24 protein-coding genes are annotated in these 19,752 nt (G+C 67.0%); 3 read left to right on the top strand and 21 right to left on the bottom strand.

Going from position 1 to position 19,752, the window contains the following annotated elements:
- Positions 1-155: 155 nt before the first annotated feature.
- The 9 genes from ubiB to rlmE form a co-directional block, all read right to left on the bottom strand.
- Positions 156-1,838 carry a 2-polyprenylphenol 6-hydroxylase gene (gene ubiB, locus AC13GF_RS19880; protein ID WP_094000307.1) on the bottom strand — a complete coding sequence of 561 codons (1,683 nt, stop codon included), beginning with the start codon at positions 1,836-1,838 and terminating at the stop codon, positions 156-158.
- A 34-nt stretch (positions 1,839-1,872) separates the two neighbouring features.
- The gene (locus tag AC13GF_RS19875) at positions 1,873-2,367 is read right to left on the bottom strand and encodes a CinA family protein (protein ID WP_010484249.1); all 495 of its coding nucleotides are present in this window, start codon (positions 2,365-2,367) and stop codon (positions 1,873-1,875) included.
- A 122-nt stretch (positions 2,368-2,489) separates the two neighbouring features.
- A complete protein-coding gene (gene hflX, locus AC13GF_RS19870) occupies positions 2,490-3,800 on the bottom strand; it encodes a ribosome rescue GTPase HflX (protein ID WP_032128411.1) in 1,311 nt (436 codons plus the stop codon).
- Positions 3,801-3,814: 14 nt separating this feature from the next.
- Positions 3,815-4,090, bottom strand: coding sequence for an RNA chaperone Hfq (gene hfq, locus AC13GF_RS19865; RefSeq protein WP_004152891.1), 276 nt, complete (start codon positions 4,088-4,090; stop codon positions 3,815-3,817).
- A gap of 96 nt (positions 4,091-4,186) precedes the next feature.
- Entirely contained in the window at positions 4,187-5,140 is a 954-nt protein-coding gene (gene miaA / locus AC13GF_RS19860; protein WP_483005744.1) for a tRNA (adenosine(37)-N6)-dimethylallyltransferase MiaA, read from the bottom strand.
- Entirely contained in the window at positions 5,140-6,036 is an 897-nt protein-coding gene (folP, locus tag AC13GF_RS19855; RefSeq protein WP_483005743.1) for a dihydropteroate synthase, read from the bottom strand. The genes miaA and folP overlap by 1 nt, the downstream gene beginning before the upstream one ends.
- Positions 6,037-6,651: 615 nt before the next feature.
- Positions 6,652-6,837: a hypothetical protein gene (locus tag AC13GF_RS19850; protein WP_043034328.1), complete on the bottom strand. Its 186-nt coding sequence runs from the start codon at positions 6,835-6,837 to the stop codon at positions 6,652-6,654.
- Positions 6,838-6,939: 102 nt separating this feature from the next.
- Entirely contained in the window at positions 6,940-8,874 is a 1,935-nt protein-coding gene (gene ftsH, locus AC13GF_RS19845) for an ATP-dependent zinc metalloprotease FtsH (protein WP_010485966.1), read from the bottom strand.
- A gap of 69 nt (positions 8,875-8,943) precedes the next feature.
- Positions 8,944-9,576, bottom strand: coding sequence for a 23S rRNA (uridine(2552)-2'-O)-methyltransferase RlmE (gene rlmE, locus AC13GF_RS19840; RefSeq protein WP_005409014.1), 633 nt, complete (start codon positions 9,574-9,576; stop codon positions 8,944-8,946).
- Between the two features lie 65 nt (positions 9,577-9,641).
- On the opposite strand from rlmE, the gene yhbY reads away from it, so the two are divergent.
- Together yhbY and AC13GF_RS19830 are read left to right on the top strand one after the other, a co-directional pair.
- Complete coding sequence (gene yhbY / locus AC13GF_RS19835) at positions 9,642-9,947, top strand: ribosome assembly RNA-binding protein YhbY (RefSeq protein ID WP_004152868.1); 306 nt, start codon at positions 9,642-9,644, stop codon at positions 9,945-9,947.
- A gap of 13 nt (positions 9,948-9,960) precedes the next feature.
- Entirely contained in the window at positions 9,961-10,335 is a 375-nt protein-coding gene (locus AC13GF_RS19830; RefSeq protein ID WP_012510659.1) for an Mth938-like domain-containing protein, read from the top strand.
- A gap of 171 nt (positions 10,336-10,506) precedes the next feature.
- On the opposite strand, the gene AC13GF_RS19825 is transcribed toward AC13GF_RS19830, so the two are convergent.
- The 4 genes from AC13GF_RS19825 to surE are packed head-to-tail and all read right to left on the bottom strand — an operon-like array spanning position 10,507 to position 13,375.
- A complete protein-coding gene (locus AC13GF_RS19825; RefSeq protein WP_483005742.1) occupies positions 10,507-11,292 on the bottom strand; it encodes a peptidoglycan DD-metalloendopeptidase family protein in 786 nt (261 codons plus the stop codon).
- Entirely contained in the window at positions 11,289-11,903 is a 615-nt protein-coding gene (locus AC13GF_RS19820) for a YqaA family protein (RefSeq protein WP_014036746.1), read from the bottom strand. Before AC13GF_RS19820 ends, AC13GF_RS19825 begins: the two co-directional genes overlap by 4 nt.
- Before the next feature lie 18 nt (positions 11,904-11,921).
- Positions 11,922-12,599: a protein-L-isoaspartate(D-aspartate) O-methyltransferase gene (locus tag AC13GF_RS19815; protein WP_010485977.1), complete on the bottom strand. Its 678-nt coding sequence runs from the start codon at positions 12,597-12,599 to the stop codon at positions 11,922-11,924.
- A complete protein-coding gene (surE, locus tag AC13GF_RS19810; RefSeq protein ID WP_010485979.1) occupies positions 12,596-13,375 on the bottom strand; it encodes a 5'/3'-nucleotidase SurE in 780 nt (259 codons plus the stop codon). The genes AC13GF_RS19815 and surE overlap by 4 nt, the downstream gene beginning before the upstream one ends.
- 209 nt (positions 13,376-13,584) lie before the next feature.
- Between surE and AC13GF_RS19805 the strand changes: the two genes are divergently transcribed.
- Entirely contained in the window at positions 13,585-14,124 is a 540-nt protein-coding gene (locus tag AC13GF_RS19805; protein ID WP_088025603.1) for a Smr/MutS family protein, read from the top strand.
- Between the two features lie 69 nt (positions 14,125-14,193).
- On the opposite strand, the gene truD is transcribed toward AC13GF_RS19805, so the two are convergent.
- The 8 genes from truD to kdsA all read right to left on the bottom strand — a co-directional run bounded on the left by truD (position 14,194) and on the right by kdsA (position 19,698).
- Entirely contained in the window at positions 14,194-15,225 is a 1,032-nt protein-coding gene (gene truD, locus AC13GF_RS19800; protein WP_483005741.1) for a tRNA pseudouridine(13) synthase TruD, read from the bottom strand.
- Complete coding sequence (gene ispF, locus AC13GF_RS19795) at positions 15,222-15,719, bottom strand: 2-C-methyl-D-erythritol 2,4-cyclodiphosphate synthase (protein WP_005409005.1); 498 nt, start codon at positions 15,717-15,719, stop codon at positions 15,222-15,224. The genes truD and ispF overlap by 4 nt, the downstream gene beginning before the upstream one ends.
- A gap of 34 nt (positions 15,720-15,753) precedes the next feature.
- Positions 15,754-16,452: a 2-C-methyl-D-erythritol 4-phosphate cytidylyltransferase gene (gene ispD, locus AC13GF_RS19790; protein ID WP_014036741.1), complete on the bottom strand. Its 699-nt coding sequence runs from the start codon at positions 16,450-16,452 to the stop codon at positions 15,754-15,756.
- Complete coding sequence (ftsB, locus tag AC13GF_RS19785; protein WP_032130117.1) at positions 16,449-16,802, bottom strand: cell division protein FtsB; 354 nt, start codon at positions 16,800-16,802, stop codon at positions 16,449-16,451. The genes ispD and ftsB overlap by 4 nt, the downstream gene beginning before the upstream one ends.
- A 4-nt stretch (positions 16,803-16,806) precedes the next feature.
- Positions 16,807-18,099, bottom strand: a complete 1,293-nt coding sequence (eno, locus tag AC13GF_RS19780) for a phosphopyruvate hydratase (RefSeq protein ID WP_107233103.1) — start codon at positions 18,097-18,099, stop codon at positions 16,807-16,809.
- 95 nt (positions 18,100-18,194) lie between these two features.
- Positions 18,195-18,524, bottom strand: coding sequence for a hypothetical protein (locus AC13GF_RS19775; protein ID WP_126927819.1), 330 nt, complete (start codon positions 18,522-18,524; stop codon positions 18,195-18,197).
- Positions 18,524-18,871 carry a hypothetical protein gene (locus tag AC13GF_RS19770; protein ID WP_483005740.1) on the bottom strand — a complete coding sequence of 116 codons (348 nt, stop codon included), beginning with the start codon at positions 18,869-18,871 and terminating at the stop codon, positions 18,524-18,526. The genes AC13GF_RS19775 and AC13GF_RS19770 overlap by 1 nt, the downstream gene beginning before the upstream one ends.
- Positions 18,868-19,698, bottom strand: a complete 831-nt coding sequence (kdsA, locus tag AC13GF_RS19765; RefSeq protein WP_014036736.1) for a 3-deoxy-8-phosphooctulonate synthase — start codon at positions 19,696-19,698, stop codon at positions 18,868-18,870. The genes AC13GF_RS19770 and kdsA overlap by 4 nt, the downstream gene beginning before the upstream one ends.
- Positions 19,699-19,752 lie beyond the last annotated feature (54 nt).

Below are 19,752 nucleotides of genomic sequence, written 5' to 3'. Positions count from 1 at the left end.
GCAAGTGCCGGGGGCGACACGGCAACATCTGTAGTGCCGAGCCAGGCTCGGCAGTCGGGCGAATGGCCGGGCGGCAAAGGCGAATGCAAAGGCGAAAGCAGCCGACCAGCGGTCGGCTCTACAGGAATCGCTGCGCGATTCCGCGGTAAACACACTCATGTGTGTTTACCGCTTCTCCATATCGAGAACAGGATCCACACGCCGCAGAAGCCGGCGCCGATGAAGCCGCACACCCCCAACGCCAGCAGCCAGCGGCTGGAGACGCCGCCGACGCTGTGCATCACGATTGACGAACCGATGATCAGCGCAGCAGTGACGATGCCCATCACCAGCCGGTTCGCGGCGCGGTTGACCTGCTCGCCGAAGCCCTGCAGCGCGCTGGTTTCCACCTTCAGCTGCAGCCTCCCACGGCGCGCGGCCTGGACCAGCTTGCGCAGATCGCGGGGCAGCTCACCGGCGAAGTCGACCAGGCCCAGCAGGCTGCGCCGGCCGCGCTTGAGCAGCGCCCTGGGCGCATAGCGCTGCAGCACCACCCGTTCCAGGAACGGGCGCGCGGCACTGGCCATGTCGAAATCCGGGTCCAGCTGCCGCCCCATCCCTTCCAGGGTCAGGAAGGCCTTGATCATCAGCGCCAGATCGGCCGGCAGGGTCAGGCTGTAGCTGCGCAGCAGCTGGGTGATGTCGCCCAGCATCAGGCCGATGCGCAGGTCCTTCAGCGGCACGCCACGGTACTGGTCGACGAACTGGCTGATGTCGTGCTGCAGCCGGTTCTCGTCCACTTCCACGCCACCCGCCCAGTCCAGCAGCACGTCGGCCACGCCCTGCGGATCCTGCTCGACCAGCCCGTGCAGCAGCTGCGCCACCTGGAAACGCCGGACTTCCGACAAGGCACCGACCATGCCGAAATCAATCACGCCGATGCGGCCATCACGTAGATAGATGATGTTGCCCGGGTGCGGATCGGCGTGGAAGCTGCCGTCCTCCAGCACCATCTTCAGCACGATGTCCGCACCGCGCCGTGCCAGTTCGCGCCGGTCCAGTCCTGCCGCATCGACGCCGGCCAGATCACGCCCGGGAATGCCGTCGACGAAGTCCTGCACGTTCAGGCTTTCGCAGGTCCACTGCCAGTGCACGCGGGGAATCAGGATGTCGTCACGACCGTTGAAGTTGCGCGCGATGCGCTCGGCATTGCGGCATTCGGCGGCGAAATCCAGCTCGCGGCGCAGCGACACGGTGAACTGTTGCACGACTTCGGCCGGGCGGTAGCGACGCAGGTCCGGCAGTCGCGCTTCAACGATCTCGGCCAGGCGGGCCAGCAGACGCAGGTCGGCTTCGACCACATCGCGGATACCGGGGCGCCGCACCTTCAGCACCACCTCGCGACCATCATGCAGGCGCGCACGATGGGCCTGCGCCAGCGAGGCGGCAGCCATCGGGGTTTCATCGAGGAAGGCGAACACCTCTGCAGGTGATGCACCAAGGTCGGCTTCGAGCTGCTCGCGGATATCCGCATATGGCAGCGCCGGCACCGCGTTCTGCAGCTCAGAGAGCTCGGCGATCCATTCCGGCGGCAACAGGTCGACACGCGTCGCCAGCACCTGGCCGAGCTTGACGAAGGTCGGGCCGAGATCCTGCATCGCGCTGCGCACACGCACCGGTGCGGTCATCCGCAGCAGCTCCTGCCGCTCCTCGTTCCAGTGCAGCAGGCGCCCTGCCCGCTCCAGCGTGCTGGCCAGGCCGATGCGCCGTACCACATCGCCGAAGCCATAGCGGATCAGGACGACGGCGATTTCCTGCAGTCGGCCCAGGTCACGGACCGTGCCCAGCGTTTCCCACATCATGCGTGCTCCGGACGATTACCGGAGCAGCATGTCACAGCTGGGCGTCGATACCGCGCAATGCCGCCGCCACGGTTTGCCGACGGATGGCTTCGCGGTCGCCGTCGAACTGGAAGAGTTCGGCGCGGGCATAGCCGCCACGGCGCTTCCAGCCGATCCAGACACTGCCGACCGGCTTGTCCGGGCTGCCGCCACCGGGGCCGGCGATGCCGGTTACCGCGACGGCGATGCCGGCGCCGGAATTGACCAGCGCACCGGACACCATTTCCAGCACGGTTTCGCGGCTGACCGCGCCGAACTGCTCCAGCGTCTGCGCACGCACGCCCAGCAGGCGCTGCTTGGCTTCGTAGCTGTAGACCACCATGCCGCAGTCGAAGAACGCCGAGGAACCGGCGATGTCGGTCATGCACTTGGCGATCCAGCCGCCACTGCAGCTTTCAGCGGTCACCAGCTGCAGCGAGGCCTGCTGCAGGCGCTGCCCGAGCGCGGCGGACTGGGCATTGAGTTCAGCGTCGGTGGGAATGGACATCGGCATGACGGTGGGGTGAAGAACCTGCACGTTGTACCGCAGATGACAGCCGGATGTCGCGCCCCTCCGGCGCGGCTGCGTTGCCGGCCAGCGGCCGGCGCTACCAGGCATCGGCCGCTAGCTCACCACTCCGGCAGTTTCTCCGGCAGCAGCGCCCGGATCGGCGCGCCGTCGGCACTGGCGGCCAGCTTTTCGGCTTCGGCGATCGGCAGGTCGACCTGCAGCAGCCAGCCATCTTCATCGGCCTGCTCGCTGCGGATCACTTCCAGCTGGTGCAGGCGCGCACGCAGGCGGCCGGCATCCGGCGGCAGTCGCAGTTCGCCGGTGACATGCTGCAGGCCCAGGCGCTTGCCCAGCACCGCCTGCAGCAGCTCCAGGCCCTGCCCGTCACGCGCGGAAATCCACACCCGCTCGCGACGCGACTCGTCCGGGATACCGTCCTGGCCATCGTGGCGGACGTCGGCACCCTCGATGCGGTCGATCTTGTTGAAAACCAGCAGCTGCGGCAGATCGCCGGCACCGACCGCGGTCAGCACTTCGTCGACCTGGGCGATGCGCTCCTCGCGGTGCGGATCGGCAGCGTCGACCACGTGCAGCAGGAAGTCAGCCTCGCGCGCCTCGGACAGGGTCGAGCGGAACGCGGCAACCAGGTCATGCGGCAGGTCACGGACGAAGCCGACGGTATCGGCCAGCACCACGTTGCCACCCGGGACCGCGATGCGGCGCACGGTCGGATCCAGCGTTGCGAACAGCTGGTCGGCGGCATAGGCCTCCGCGCCGGTCATGGCGTTGAACAGGGTCGACTTGCCGGCGTTGGTGTAGCCCACCAGGGCCACGCGCGGCAGCTCGCTGCGCACACGCGCACGGCGCATCTGGGTGCGCTGCACCTCGACCTTTTCCAGGCGCTTCTGCAGCTGCTCGACCCGCTTCTGCAGCAGGCGTCGGTCGGTTTCCAGCTGGGTTTCACCCGGGCCGCGCAGGCCGATCGAACCACCACGCTGGCGCTCCAGGTGGGTCCAGCCGCGCACCAGCCGTGTGGCCAGGTGACGCAGCTGCGCCAGCTCGACCTGCAGCTTGCCTTCGTGGCTGTGCGCACGCTGGGCAAAGATGTCCAGGATGAGGCCGGTACGGTCGATCACCCGGCGCTCGAGGAAGCGTTCCAGGTTGCGTTCCTGGCCCGGGCTCAACGCATGGTTGACCAGGATCAGGTCGGCACCGCTGGCGTCGGCCGCAGCCTTGATCTCGTCCAGCTTGCCGCTGCCGATCAGGGTCGACGGATTCGGACGGTCCAGGCGCGCTGTGATCGTCGCGGCGATGCTGGCCCCAGCCGAGCGGGCCAGATCACCGAATTCTTCCAGCACATCGTCTTCCAGCTTGCCGAAATGGGGCTGGATCAACAGGGCGTGTTCGCCCTTTTTCGAGCGGTCAAACATTCACCGCTCCGGTATTACTCGTCTGCTTCATCACCTGCCTGACCACCTTCACCCGACTGCACGTAACCACCGCCCGGGCCGACCTTCACGTTGCGTGCCGGAACGACCGTGGAAATGGCGTGCTTGTAGACCATCTGACTGACCGTATTGCGCAGCAGGACCACGAACTGGTCGAACGACTCGATCGTGCCCTGCAGCTTGATGCCGTTGACCAGGTACACCGAAACCGGCACGCGCTCGCGCCGCAGTGCGTTCAAGAAAGGATCCTGCAGCGATTGCCCCTTGGACATTGCACACTCCTGATTATTGTTCTTATTGGGTTGCCGACGGTCGCCACGGCCCCCGAGCCGCCCGCCGACCGATGATGTTACACGGCTGGCGGGGGTTCAGCGTGCGACGAAGGTCGACACCGCGCCGGCAAGGCGCTCGTGGTCGATATGGGGGTCGAACCAGCGCGCATCAAGTTCGCCGCGCAGCCAGGTCAGCTGACGCTTGGCCAGCTGCCGGGTGGCGAAGATCGCCTTGTCTCGGAAACGGGCGGCATCGCCCTCCCCGTCCAGGTACTCCCAGGCCTGGCGATAGCCGACCGCGCGCACTGCCGGCAGGTCCAGTGGCGCCTCCACGGCGGCCATTTCCGGCATCGCGCGCAACGCCCGCACTTCGTCGAGAAAGCCCTGCGCCAGCATGGCATCGAAGCGCGCCTCGATACGCTGGTGCAGCACCGCGCGATCATGCGGCGCCAGGATCAGCTTGAGGGTGCGCACCGGCAACGGCGCCAGACCCGGCCGGCGCTGCCATTCAGTGATGGGCGTGCCGGTCAGGCGATAGACCTCCAGCGCCCGCTGGATACGTTGCGGGTCGGTGGCATGGATGCGTGCCGCCGCGGCTGGATCGACCTTGGCCAGCTCTGCGTGCAGTGCCGCCCAGCCACACTCGGCTGCCTCGGCGCTGAGCGCTTCGCGCGTCGCCGGATCGGCCTCCGGCATCGGCGACAGGCCCTGCAGCAGCGCCCGGAAGTACAACCCGGTACCGCCGGCCAGGATCGGCGTCTTGCCGCGCGCCACGATGTCGGCCACGACCCGGCCGGCATCGGCGGCGAATTCGGCCGCCGAGTAGGTCTGCCAGGGATCGCGCAGGTCCAGCAGATGGTGCGGCGCCTGCGCACGTTCGGCCGCATCGGGCTTGGCCGAACCGATATCCAGGTGGCGGTATACCAGCGCCGAATCGACGCTGACGATTTCGCCATCCAGCTGCTGTGCCAGGGCGATCGCGGTGGCGGTCTTGCCACTGGCGGTCGGCCCCATCACGGCGATCGCCAGTGGCCGCCGGTCAATGCCCATCAGTCTTCGTCCGGCCAGCGGATCGTCGGCGTGGCGTCGGCACGCGGCGTCGGCACGGCTTCCACTGCCTGCAAGATCTTCAGCGCATCCACGGTGGCCGCCACGTCATGCACGCGCACGATGCGCGCACCGCGCTGCACCGCGATCAGATGCGCGGCCACGGACGCCGCCACGCGTTCAGACGGCGTGTCGCGCCCGGTCAGTTCGCCCAGGCTGCGTTTGCGCGACAGGCCAGCCAGCATCGGCACGCCCAGCTCCAGGAAGCGCTCCGAGCGGGCCAGCAGGGTCATGTTGTGGGCGGTGGTCTTGCCGAAGCCGAAACCGAGATCGATCAGCAGGTTCTTCTTCGCAATGCCCGCCATCTCGGCAGCGAACAGGCGCTGCACCAGGAAGCCGTGCACCTCGGCGACCACATCGTCGTAGTGTGGATCGGCCTGCATGTGGCCCGGTTCGCCCTGCATGTGCATCAGCACCACCGGCACGCCGGTTGCAGCGGCGGCGTCCAGCGCCCCCTCCTGACGCAGGCCGAAGATGTCGTTGATCATGCCGGCGCCAGCGGCCACGGCCGCGCGCATCACCTCCGGCTTGAAGGTATCGATGCTGATCGGCACCTGGGTACGGGCGGCCAGCTGCTCGATCACCGGAATCACCCGGCGCAGCTCCTCCTCCACCGATACCGGCGCAGCACCCGGGCGGGTGGATTCGCCGCCGATATCGAGCAGGTCCGCGCCCTCCTCGACCAGCCTCAGGCCATGGGCGACTGCGGCCTCGGTGGTGTCGTGCGCGCCGCCATCGGAGAACGAATCCGGGGTGACGTTGACGATGCCCATGACCCGGGCACGGTCGAGGCGCAGGATGCGGCCGGCGCAATCGAGCTGGGGCGAGGTATCGAACATGGGCAATCCTGCAGGGACAACGGCGGGTAGTTTAGTTCGGCAGGGCGGCGCCCTGCACCCGCAGAGGCCAGAGCGACAGCAACAGCCGGAGCAGCAGCGGGTTTACTGAAGAATGGCGGGGTGGGTCCGGTTGCGGGGGCCGCTGCAAGTACGTCCATGTAAGCTCGGTCGCCGCATCCATGCGGCTCACGCCCCCGCAACCGGACCCACCCCGCCTTCGACAGATTTCCGCGATCTGTCGGGCCTTGTTTTCTGTAGAGCCGAGCCATGCTCGGCTCAGATCTCACGGATATCGAGATATTCGAATTCGATGGAGATTGATCCACGCATGGCGTGGATCTACGTGTCGACCAGGGTCGACACCCACCAACAGCAGCAGAAATCTGTCAGAGGTGGGGCGGTGTGGGCAGGCAGGACCGTTGGCGCCATGGATGGCGCCATCGAGCCCCCAGGGATGGGTTTACGGCGTGTCCTGCCTGCCCACACCGCCCCGCCACCCTAAGGAACGCCCGCTGTTGCTGTTGCTGTTGCTGTTGCTGCTGAGGTTGCTGCTGAGGTTGCCGGCCAGCGGCCGGCACTACCACGGGTGCAGGGCGCAGCCCTGCCGACACCCCCTCAACGGCGGCGGCGCTTTCGGTCCACGTACAGGGTCTTGGCGATGCTCAGCACGATGCCAACCCCGATACCCACCACGCAGCCCAGCAGCAGGTTGTCGGCCCCCAGGCCCACACCCACGCCGACCACGGTGGCGATGACCATTTCGACGGTGTGGGAAATCGGTTCGGGCTTCGGGGCGGACATGCAGGCTCCAGCGTCAGATCGGTTCTTCGGGATGGGCCAGTGGCCCGGAAACGACGAAGCCGGGTTGCCCCGGCCTCGTCTGGTGTCACGTGCAGCGGGCCGTCAGTGCGATTCGGCCGGGCCCGCGATCGGCGGCAGCGGACGGGCGTCGCCGCCCTTGTCGTTGCCACCATCCTTGTTCGACTTGTTCCAGCCGGCCGGCGGCGGCGGATCGCGGCCTTCCATGATGGCGTCGATCTGCGGCGCGTCGATGGTCTCGTACTGCAGCAGCAGCTGGGACATCGCGTGCAGCTTGTCCAGGTTGGCCGTCATCAGCTCGGTGGTGCGTGCGTAAGCCTCGTCGAGGATGTTGCGCACTTCCTCGTCGATGCGGCGCGCGGTGTCGTTGGACACGCTCTTGTGCTGGGTGACCGAACGGCCCAGGAACACCTCGTCGTCCTCCTCGCCATAGGCGATCGGGCCGAGCTGGTCGGACAGGCCCCACTTGGTGACCATGTTGCGGGCCATCTTGGTGGCACGTTCGATGTCGTTGGAGGCGCCCGTGGTGACCTTGTCGGCACCGAAGATCAGCTCCTCGGCCACGCGGCCACCGTACAGCGAGCACAGCTGCGACTTGATCGCCACGCGGTTCATCGAGTACTTGTCGCCTTCCGGCAGGTACATGGTCACACCCAGCGCACGGCCGCGCGGAATGATGGTGACCTTGTAGACCGGGTCGTGCTCGGGCACCAGGCGGCCGACGATGGCGTGACCGGCTTCGTGGTAGGCGGTGAGGGTCTTCTCCTCCTCGCTCATGGCCATCGAGCGGCGCTCGGCACCCATCAGGATCTTGTCGCGGGCACGGTCGAAGTGGTCCATGCGGACTTCCTTCTCGTTGCCACGCGCGGCGAACAGGGCCGCCTCGTTGCAGAGGTTGGCCAGATCCGCACCGGAGAAGCCCGGGGTACCGCGCGCGATCACCATCGGCTCGACGTCGTCGGCCAGCGGCAGCTTGCGCATGTGGACCTTCAGGATGTGCTCGCGGCCCTTCACGTCCGGCAGGCCGACCACGACCTGGCGGTCGAAACGGCCCGGACGCAGCAGCGCCGGGTCCAGCACGTCCGGACGGTTGGTCGCGGCGATCACGATCACGCCCTCGCCGCCTTCAAAACCGTCCATCTCGACCAGCAGCTGGTTCAGGGTCTGCTCGCGCTCGTCGTGACCGCCGCCCAGGCCGGCGCCACGGTGGCGGCCGACGGCGTCGATTTCGTCGATGAAGATGATGCACGGCGCGTGCTTCTTGGCCTGCTCGAACATGTCACGCACGCGGCTGGCGCCGACGCCGACGAACATTTCAACGAAGTCCGAACCGGAGATCGAGAAGAACGGCACCTTGGCTTCGCCGGCGATGGCCTTGGCCAGCAGCGTCTTGCCGGTACCCGGCGGGCCCACCATCAGCACGCCGCGCGGAATCTTGCCGCCCAGCTTGGTGAACTTGGACGGGTCGCGCAGGAAGTCGACCAGTTCGCCCACTTCTTCCTTGGCCTCGTCGCAGCCGGCGACGTCGGCGAAGGTGACCTTGATCTGGTCTTCGCCCTGCAGCTTGGCGCGCGACTTGCCGAAGGACATCGCGCCCTTGGCACCGCCGCCACCGCCCTGCATCTGGCGCATGATGAACAACCAGAAGCCGATGATCAGGATGACCGGCAGGAAATTCATCAGGATCGCGCCGAGGGAAATGCCGCTGGACGGCTCCTCCTGCACGATCTCCACGTTCTTGGTACGCAGCACGTTGATCAGGTCACGATCGAACGGCGCGGTGATGGTGGACGACTGCCCACCGCGGGTGGTGTAGGTCAGCTGGCTGGTGCCGCCGCGCATGTCGCCGCCAAAGGCGACCTTCTGCACGTTGCCGCTGTCCACCTGGTCCAGGAACTGCGAGTACGACGCGCCCTGCGCGCCGGCCCCGGAGGACTTCGGCGAGAAGCTCTGGAAGACCACCATCAGCACGACGGCGACGACCACCCATAGCAGGAGGTTCTTGGTCAAGTCGTTCATCCTCATTGGCTCCGGTGTTCCTCTCAGTGCTGGCGTTGCGTTGGGGTCGAACTTGCGTACGTTGCGAGCTTACTTCATGTGGGCGCGTTTTCCCTGACCCAAGGCATACACCTCGGGAGAGCGCTTGCGCGACGCTTCCGGCTTGCGGATGGAGACCTTGTCGTACCGGCGGCGCATGTCGCGCACGTAGTCGTCAAAGCCTTCGCCCTGGAACAGCTTGATCAGGAACGCCCCACCGGTCTTCAGGTGATTGTCGGCAAAATCCAGGGCCAGCTCCGCCAGGTGCATCATCCGCGGCTGGTCGACCGCGCCTACACCACTCTTATTGGGGGCCATGTCCGACAGCACAAGGTCTACCGGCTGATCCCCGAGCATGGCTTCAAACTGCGATAGAACGGCTTCTTCCCTGAAGTCACCATGAAGGAACTCCACGCCGGCCAGTGGCGGCATGTCCAGGATGTCCAGGGCCAGCACGCGGCCGGTGTCGCCGATCTGTCTCCGCACCTGCTGAGACCAGCCACCCGGGGCCGCGCCAAGGTCGACCACCACCATGTGCGGCTTCAGCAACCGGTCACGTTCCAGCAGCTCTTCGAGCTTGTAGGCGGCGCGCGAGCGCATGCCTTCGGCCTGGGCCTTCTTCACGAAGGGGTCGGAGAAGTGTTCCTTGAGCCAGCGCTGGCTGCTTTTGCTGCGGGTAGCCATTGAAAATAGGGGCTGATGGGGTCCTCATGATACCCTGATCGCCCCATTCAACCGTGTTTTCCTGCATGTCCATCGCCCTGACCGCCTCCCAGACCCGTTTCCTGCGCGGCCAAGCCCACGACCTGAAGGCCCTGCTGCAGACCGGCGGCAAGGGTGTGACCCCGGCCTTCATCGCTGAGCTGAACGAAGTGCTGGAGCGCCACGAGCTGGTCAAGGTGAAGGTCGCCGCCGAAGACCGCGACGCCCGTGACGTGATGATCGGCGAGATCGTCGAAGCCACCGAAAGCGCGCTGGTGCAGCGCATCGGCCACGTCGCCGTGCTGTATCGCCCGAGCAAGGAACAGCGCCAGATCGTGCTGCCGCGCGGCTGATCGCCCTACTGCCATGCAGCTGAACCACGAACCGCCGGATTACGCCTACAGCCTGCGTGCCGCCGATGGCCGCTCGGCCAAGGTGAATGACCAGGTGCTGGGCAGCAGTTTCTTCCTGACCCCGGACCAGCTGGTCACGCAATGGCCGGTGGTGAGCGCCACTGCACTGCAGCTGGCTGACCTGGAGCCGATCCTGGCGCTGAACCCGGCGCTGATCGTGCTCGGCACCGGTGACCGCCAGGTGTTCCCGCCGGCGGTGGTGATGGCCGCCTGCCTGTCGCGCGGCATCGGCCTGGAAGTGATGAACAATCCGGCCGCCGCACGCACCTTCAACATCCTGGCGGGCGAAGGCCGCAAGGTCGCGGCTGCTTTCATTCTGGAAGGCTGAGGTCGAGTCGCCGGGCATGGTCCGGCGCTCCTCTGGATCTCACGTAGCCTGTAGCGCCCGAGCCCATGCTCGGGCGTCGTCGTTTACCGGCGAGAGCAGCCGAGCATGGCCCGGCTCCACAGGTGAAGCACGCCGGGCCTGGCCCGGCGCTACCTACTCGATCACACGCAATCAGCGTGCCGGCAGATACTGCTGCGGGTCGACCGGCTTGCCGTTGTAGCGAATCTCGAAGTGGACCATGTCGCGGTTCGCACCGGTACGGCCCATTTCGGCGATCTGCTCACCGGCCTTCACGCTCTGCCCTTCATTCACCAGGCGCTTGCGGTTGTGGCCATAGGCCGACAGCCACTGGTCGCTGTGCTTGATGATGATCAGCTCACCGTAGCCGACCAGACCGGCACCGGAATACACCACCACGCCATTGGCGGTGGCCTTGACCGCCTGGCCGCTGGTGCCGGCGATGTCCACGCCCTGCTTGGTCGCGTCACCGGCCACGTAGCGGCCAACGATGGCGCCGTCAGCCGGCCAGCGCCAGGCGATGTTGCTCTTTACCGGACCGACCGGCGCCGGGGCCGGTGTGGTGCTGCCGCCACTGCTGCCACCGGAACGCGGCGGAGTGACTACCGTGGTGGGCGCGCGGCCGCCGCTGGCACCGGCCGGATACAGCCGGATCACCTGTCCCGGATGGATGGTCGAGGGGTTGTCCAGGCTGTTCCAGGCAATCAGGTCGGCCGGGGTGATGTCATGGATGCGGGCCAGCGCATAGATGGTGTCGCCCTTGCGCACCACCACGGTCTGCCCGGGCTTGGGCACCGAGGTCTTCGGCGTGGTCACGCCACCACCGGTGCTGCCACCACCAGGACGAACCACAGTGGCGGTGCCGCAGGCGGCCAGGGTGGAAACCAGCAACGCCAGCGCGCCGATGCGCACTCCCTTGCTCAGACGATCATGACTCATGCGAACTTCGACCTCCATACAAGCCAGGCGATCAGCACCACCACCAACGCGGTGGCGATCCAGCCCAGCGGTTCAATCCAGCGACGCAGTGCCGCTTCAGCACGCGCACCACCGATACGGATGACCGCAGCCAGCACGAACACGCGCTTGCCGCGACCGATCAGCATGCTCAACAGGTATTGCGGCATCGGTACGCCGACGATACCCGATGCCCACGTGAAGACCTTCATCGGGATGGGCATGAAGCCGCCCAGCACCAGGAAGGTGAACACCGCCCATGGCGACTCGGCCATCTTCGCCTGCACGGTGGTGATGCCCTGCTCGATGGCCGGCAGCATGCCCAGCGCTTCGAACAGCGGCTTGATCGCCTCGAAGGCGTAATGACCCAGTGCATAGCCAACCAGCGCGCCGACCATCGAGCCGGCCAGGCTGAGGGTGGCGAACCACCAGCCGCGCTTGGGCTGGGCCACGCACATCGGCGCCAGCATCACCTCCGGCATCACCGGGAAGATGATCGCCTCGAAGAAGCTCAACACCGTCAGGTAGGTCGGCGCGCGTTCGTGCGCCGCCCACTTCATCGCCCGCTCGTACAGCGGCCCGAAAATCTTCATGCAACCCTGCTCCGTGGATTAGTCGAGCATGCCAGACAGCAGCGGCACGAACGTGACCGGCGCCAGCACGTGTTGTTCGATGCTGCCGTCGGCCTTGCGGTCCAGCTGTACCAGCGACTGCGCCCCGGGGCCACCGACCGGCGCCACCAGGCGGCCGCCCTCGGCCAGCTGCTCGATCAGGGCGTCGACCAGTGCCGGCGCCGCCGCAGTTACCACGATGGCATCAAACGGACCGTGCTCGGCCCAGCCGACGCGGCCGTCGTCATGCTTGGTGCGGATGTTCATGCCCAGCGCACGGAAGCGCTTGCGGGCCTGGCGCAGCAGATCACCAATGCGCTCCACGGTGTAGACCTCCAGGCCCAGCGCACCGAGGATGGCGGCCTGGTAACCGGAACCGGTACCGACTTCCAGCACCCGCTTCGGCGCGACCTGGAGCACTGCCTCGGTCATCCGCGCGACCACCCAGGGCTGCGAGATGGTCTGGCCGTGGCCGATCGGCAGCGCGGTGTCTTCATACGCGCGCGAGGCCAGTGCCTCGTCGATGAACAGATGGCGCGGCACCACCCGGATCGCGTTCAAGGTCGGCTCGTCGACGATGCCGGCTTCGCGCAGGCGGTCGACCAGGCGGTCACGCACGCGCTGCGAGGTCATGCCGATACCGACGGCTTCCGGTTGCAGGCGCAGGCGTGGGCTCATGCCGGCTGGTCCAGCGCGGCACTGAGGCCGCCGACCCAGCTGGCCACTTTCTCCAGTGCCTGGTAGCGGGTCAGGTCCACCTGGATCGGGGTGATCGAGATATGCCCGGTGCGCACCGCGTGGAAGTCGGTGCCGGGGCCGGAGTCCTGCTCACGACCGGCCGGGCCGATCCAGTACACCTCGTTGCCGCGCGGATCCTTCTGCGCGATGCAGCCTTCGGCGCGATGGCGGTTGCCGAGGCGGGTGACCTCGAAGCCCTTGACCTCGCTCCACGGCAGGTCAGGCACGTTGACGTTGAGGATGGTGTCAGCCGGCAACGGATCGGCCTTGAGCCGGGCGACGATTTCCACCGCAGCGCGCGCGGCGGTCTCGAAATGTTTCGGATCGTGGTTGCGGGTGACCAGCGAGACCGCCACCGCCGGCAGGCCGAGGAAGCGACCTTCCATCGCCGCCGAGACGGTGCCGGAATAGATCACGTCATCGCCGAGGTTGGCGGCGTTGTTGATGCCGGACACGACAATGTCGGGTTCGAACTCGAGCAGCCCGGTCAGCGCCAGGTGCACGCAGTCGGTCGGGGTACCGGCCACCGAGACGGTGTAATGGTCGATGCGCTTGAGGCGGATCGGCAGGTCCAGGGTCAGCGAGTTGCTGGCGCCTGAGCGATCGCGGTCGGGCGCGACCACCGTGACTTCGTGTCCGGCCTCACGCAGCACCGAAGCAAGCATCCGGATGCCTGCGGCGTCGACGCCATCGTCGTTACTGACCAGGATTCGCATCTTCGATTTAACCGCTTGATTTTCCAAGAATTCGATTCCATCACCGTGCAGTGTGGGCGGGACCGTCGTACTCCCCTGCGGAAGCCGTCGACCCTGCAAGGGCATCGTCTATTGTGCCGCATGCGAGCCGCCGGTCCTACCCTGCCGGCGGTCACGGCCGACATCGAACCGTCATAGGCAGACCTGCGCCGGCGGTTTACCCTGTGCGCATGTCGCACCCTGAAGACGAAGATCCGGCCGCATTGTTCCGTGCGGCCATCGGCGAAGTGACGCCGCTGCGCAAGGATGCCGAGCCGGCACCGGCTGCGCCCCGGCCGAAGCCGCGCGCGCGCATGGCCGAACGTGACGAGGCCGAAGCCGCCGGCGAGTTCGCCCGGCTGCTGCGCGACAGCACGCCACTGGAAGCCGGCGACGTGGCCAGCTATCGCCGCGACAACCTGCCACCACGCCTGTTCCAGCGCCTCAAGCGTGGCCAGTACTCGGTGCAGGACGAGCTGGACCTGCACGGCGCCACTGCGTCGCAGGCGGAGACGCTGCTGCGCCAGTTCCTGCTGGAAGCGCATGCACACGACTATGGCTGCGTGCGCATCATCCATGGCAAGGGCCTGCAGTCCGATGGCGGTGCACCGGTGCTGAAGAACCTGGTCGATCGCCTGCTGCGGCTGCGCAACGACGTGCTGGCGTTCCATTCGGCGCCGACCGGGCAAGGCGGCACCGGCGCGATGCTGGTGCTGCTGGCGCGTAGATGAAAAAGGGGACGGAGGGAATTAAGTCGTTTGTGGCACAAACGACTTAATTCCCTCCGTCCCCTTTTTCTGTCAGGCCTGCGAGGCGTCTTCGACCGGGCCGAGCTCGTGCAGCACGGCGGTCGCGTAGCAGCCCGGCGGCAGCGCGAAGGACAGCTCCAGCACGTCATCGGCCAACCATTGGTGCTGCAGCAGCGCCGGGCGCAGGCGCAGCGCGCGGCGCTCCTGCTTCAGGCGTGCGTCTTCCAGGCCGGTCCGCAGTGCCTTCGACTCTTCGTCGTCCAGCGCGGCCAGCTCCAGCTCGCGTGCCGCATCGGCGCTGCGCAGCTCGCCTTCGCCCCACAGCGGCGCGCTGGGATGGATGTCGAAACGCGCCAGGCGCTTGGCCAGCACGTCGGTGTACGGCTCGGGTCCGAACACGCTGCGGCTGCCATCGAGCATCCACACTTCGCCCCCCAGCGGCTGATCCCAGTTGCCCTGCTCCACACGCGCAGCCAGCACGCGGTTGAACAGCGCCGAACGAGCAGCTGACAGCAGCAGCGAACGCTGATCCTTGCGCATGCGGCGGCCACCGAACATCGCCAGTGCCGCCGGCACATTGCCGCCGTCGCGCCCAAAGCGCTGCTCGCCGAACCAGTTCGGCAGGCCGCGCTCGGCAATCTGCTGCAGGCGTTCGCTGATCGCTGCAGCATCGCCCTGCACCTCGCGCAGCACCAGCTTGAAACGGTTGCCGGCCAGTGCGCCACGCTGCAGCTTGCGGTTGTGCCAGGTGGCTTCGAGCACTTCGATCTCGTCACTGGCCAGTTCGGCCAGATCCGGCGCGACGCGCTTGGGCAGGTGCACGCTGAAACGCTGGGTGGTGACCGCATGGCGATCCTTCATGCCGGCGTAGCTCACCGCCATTTCCGGCAGGCCCGCCCACTTGGCCAGCACCTTGGCCACATGCACGGTATTGGCACCGCGCTTGCGGATGTGCAGCAGCAGGTGCTCGCCTTCGCCGGTGGCCTCGAACGCCGGCAGCTCGTCGACCTGGAAATCGTCCGGCGTGGTGCGGATGCGCGCCGTCAACAACGGTGCACCAAATGCCAACGGCAGCGGAATCATGCCGCCACCAGCAACACGACCGCCTGTGCGGCGATGCCTTCACCGCGGCCGGTGAAGCCCAGCTTTTCCGAGGTGGTGGCCTTGACGCTGACCGCATCCAGCGGCAACTGCAGCAGGCCGCCGATGCGCTCACGCATTGCCAGCGCATGCGGGCCAACCTTCGGCCGCTCGCAGATCACGGTGATGTCGGTGTTGCCGACGCGCCAGCCGCGCTCACGCAGCAGGCTGTCGCAGTGGCGCACGAAATCGCTGCTGTCGGCGCCCTTCCAGCGGTCGTCACTCGGCGGGAAATGCTGGCCGATGTCACCCAGCGCCAGCGCGCCAAGCATCGCATCGCACAGGGCGTGCAGGATCACGTCGCCATCGCTGTGCGCGAGCACGCCGCAGCTGTGCGGCACGTTCACGCCGCCGAGCATGATGTGATCGCCTTCACCGAAGGCATGGACGTCGTAGCCCTGGCCGATGCGGACGGGCGGGAACGGTGCGGTGCTCATGGATGCAACCCTTGCTACAGGGCCGCGCGGACGGTCAGCCGGCGCGGCGGGAAAGTACGAATTCGAACCGGTCCAGATCGGCCGGGGTGGTGACCTTGAAGTTGTCCTCGCTGCCTTCCACCAGCAGCGGGCGCTGGCCCTGGCGCTCCATGGCCATGGCCTCGTCGGTGACTTCAACACCGGCGGCAGCGGCGTCGGACAGCGCGCGGCTGAGCTGGTGGCGGCGGAACAGCTGTGGTGTCAGTGCACGCCACAGGCGCTCACGCGGCTCGGTGCCATCAATGCCACCGTCGTCGCCCGCACGCTTGAGGGTGTCGCGCACCGGTGCAGCCAGGATCGCCCCGACCGGATCGGCACGACCGACTTCAAGCAGGCGGCCAAGATCGGCCAGGGACAGGTTGGGTCGCGCGGCATCGTGGACCAGCACGAATTCATCAGCGCGCACCGAGTCCGGCAACGCCTGCAGCCCAGCCAGCACCGAGGCGGCACGGGTGGCACCCCCGATGCAGGTCAGCACCGGCTTGCCGGACCACTCACTCCAGCCCGGCCAGTCGGCGTCGTCCTGGCCGATCACCACCATCGCACCGGCCACGGCCGGGTGCGCCAGCAGGGCGTCCAGGGTATGGGCGAGCAGGATCTGCCCGCCCGCCTGCAGGTACTGCTTGGGCAGCGGCGCACCGAAGCGGGCACCACGGCCGGCGGCCGGAACCACCACCCAGATCGCCGCGCTCATGGCACGTCCGCCGGGTGTTCGCCGGCCTGGGCGGTGACGCCCGCAGCAGGCTGCGCCGGGTGGACCGGCGCATCCTCGACCACGCGGTAGAACTTCTCGCCGGGCTTGATCATGCCCAGCTCGCTGCGTGCGCGTTCCTCGATGGCGGACTGGCCTTCCTTGAGGTCCTTCACTTCGGCAGCGAGCGCGTCGTTGCGCTGCTGCAGACCCTCGTTGTCCCGCTCCTGGTTGGCGACCTGGGCTTCGAGCATCATCACTTCACCCGAATTGCCCGGACCGAACCAGAAGCGGTACTGCAGCCAGCCCAGCAGCAGGGCCAGCACCAGCAGCATCCAGCGCCAGTCGCGCATCGGCTCAGCGCTTCAGCGAAACGAACGCGTCACGACCGGCGTAACGCGCGCCGGCGCCGAGGGCTTCCTCGATGCGCAGCAGCTGGTTGTACTTGGCCACGCGATCGCTGCGGCACAGCGAGCCGGTCTTGATCTGGGTGGCGGTGGTGGCCACCGAGATGTCGGCGATGGTGGTGTCTTCGGTTTCGCCCGAACGGTGCGAGACGACGGCGGCATAACCGGCGCGGTCAGCCATCGCGATGGCTTCCAGGGTCTCGCTGAGCGTGCCGATCTGGTTGACCTTGATCAGGATCGCGTTGGCGGTGCCCGAGTCGATGCCTTCCTGGAAGATCTTCGGGTTGGTCACGAACAGGTCGTCACCGACCAGCTGCACCTTCTTGCCGATGCGGTCGGTCAGCAGCTTCCAGCCGGCCCAGTCGTTCTCGGCCAGGCCGTCTTCGATCGTGATGATCGGGTACTGCGCGGCCCAGTCGGCGAGGAAGTCGACGAACTGCTCGGAGGTCAGGCGCTTGTTCTCGCCGACCAGGTTGTACTTGCCGTTCTCGAAGAATTCGCTGGACGCCACGTCCAGGCCCAGCAGCACGTCTTCACCTGCGGTGTAGCCGGCCTTGCCGATCGCTTCAAGGATGGTGTCGAGCGCTTCGACGTTGCTGCGGAAGTCCGGTGCGAAGCCGCCTTCGTCGCCGACCGCCGTGCTCAGGCCGTGGCCCTTCAGCACCGACTTCAGCGAATGGAAGATTTCGGTACCGGCACGCAGCGCTTCCGAGAACGAGGTGAAGCCGACCGGCAGCACCATGAACTCCTGGAAGTCGACGTTGTTGTCGGCGTGCGCGCCGCCGTTGATGATGTTCATCATCGGCACCGGCAGCGACGGGGTCACGCCGGTCTTGGCGGCCAGGTACTGCCACAGCGCCTGCTTGTTCGATGCGGCAGCGGCGTGCGCGGCGGCCATCGAAACACCCAGCAGCGCGTTGGCGCCAAGGCGGCCCTTGTTCTCGGTGCCGTCGAGGTCGATCAGGCGACGGTCGAGGCCGGCTTGGTCGGTGGCCTCAAAGCCCTTCAGCGCGGCGGCAATCGTGGTGTTGACGTTGTCGACGGCCTTGCGCACGCCCTTGCCCAGGTAACGGGTCTTGTCGCCGTCACGCAGCTCGACCGCTTCCTTGGTGCCGGTCGAGGCGCCGGAGGGAACCGCGGCGCGACCGAACGAACCGTCCTCCAGGATGACTTCGGCTTCCAGCGTGGGATTGCCACGGCTGTCGAGGATTTCACGGGCGTGGATGCTGCGGATCGTACTCATGGTCGGGCCGGTTACCTGTCTGGAGAGGGGGCGACAAAACGAATGCCGCGTGATTATCCCCGGCTGCCCGCCACTTGCCAAATGGCGTGGCGGCTTCAGCCCCAGCTGGACCCGATCACGATCAGGACCATCGACACCAGCATCACCAGCAATGCACCAGCAATCGCCGCCAGGATGGGGCCACGCCGCCGTCGCCAGGCCAGTACCATCGCCACCGGGCTGCCCAGGAAGGACAGCACCATCGTGACCAGCGCGCCCAGCAACCACCACTGCGTGGCCTGCACGCCGTTGTTCCCGTCCCCCGGCGGCCGGAAACCGGACGTGAAGGCCAGCACGCCCACCACCAGGGCGATCCAGGTCAACACGGACAGCCCCAGGGCGATCAGGCCCCAGGGCCAGCCACGCGCCGATGTGGTCGTATTCATCAAAGCAATCCGTAGAACAGGGCGCCCAGCCACAGCGAGAGCAGGATGATCGCCAGCCCAGCCGTGACCTTGCCGCGATTCAGCCGCCAGGCCAGCACAGCGGCAGCGACGCATCCCACCGCACCGAGCAGCTCTGCCACCAGCAGCGCAACGAAGTACGCCCGCAGATCGAGTGCGCTGCTGCCATCACCGGGTGGCCGCACGGACGCGGCGCCGATCAGCGCCAGGCCGAACATGCCCACGGTGAACAGCACGGCCAGGCCCAGTGCGATCAGGCCCCACGGCCACTGTTTCCAATGCCGGCGGTGACGCTGGGTTTCCAGCGCCAGCCACGGGTCACGACTCACGCGAAGCGCGAGAAGCCGTGCTTCTTGGTCACCGCATCGAGTTCCATCAGGGTCTCGAGCAGCGCTTCCATCTGGTCCAGCGGCCATGCATTGGGGCCATCGGACAGGGCCTTGGACGGGTCCGGATGGGTCTCGGCGAACAGGCCGGAGATGCCTACCGCCACGGCGGCACGGGCCAGCACCGGCACGTGCTCACGCTGGCCACCGGAACTGGTGCCCTGCCCGCCCGGCAACTGCACCGAATGGGTGGCGTCGAACACCACCGGGCAACCGGTATCGCGCATCACCGCCAGCGAACGCATGTCGCTGACCAGGTTGTTGTAGCCGAAGCTGGCACCACGCTCGCAGACCATGATCTGCTCGTTGCCGGTGGCCTTGGCCTTCTCCACGACCGGCTTCATGTCCCACGGCGCCAGGAACTGGCCCTTCTTGATGTTGACCGGCTTGCCGGCCGAGCACACCTTGCGGATGAAATCGGTCTGGCGGACCAGGAACGCCGGGGTCTGCAGCACATCCACCACCGACGCCACTTCGTCCATCGGGGTGTACTCATGGACGTCGGTCAGCACCGGCACGCCGATCTGCTTCTTGACCTCGGCCAGGACCTTCAGGCCCTCTTCCATGCCCGGACCACGGAACGCGGTGCCCGAAGTGCGGTTGGCCTTGTCGAAGCTGGACTTGAAGATGAAGTTGACGCCGAGCTTGTCGGTGACTTCCTTCAACTTGCCGGCGGTATCGAGCTGCAGCTGCATCGACTCGATCACGCAGGGGCCGGCGATCAGGAACAGGGGCTGGTCCAGCCCGACCTCGAATCCACACAGTTTCATGGCGTTTCCTTGTTGTCCGCGGCACCGGCCGGGCCGGTACGCTGGGGGTTGAAG

It is taken from the genome of Stenotrophomonas sp. 22LJNL06-5-1 (assembly GCF_056861455.1).
Note: the sequence above shows the minus strand (reverse complement) of the source record. Positions and strands in the feature narration are given on the sequence as shown.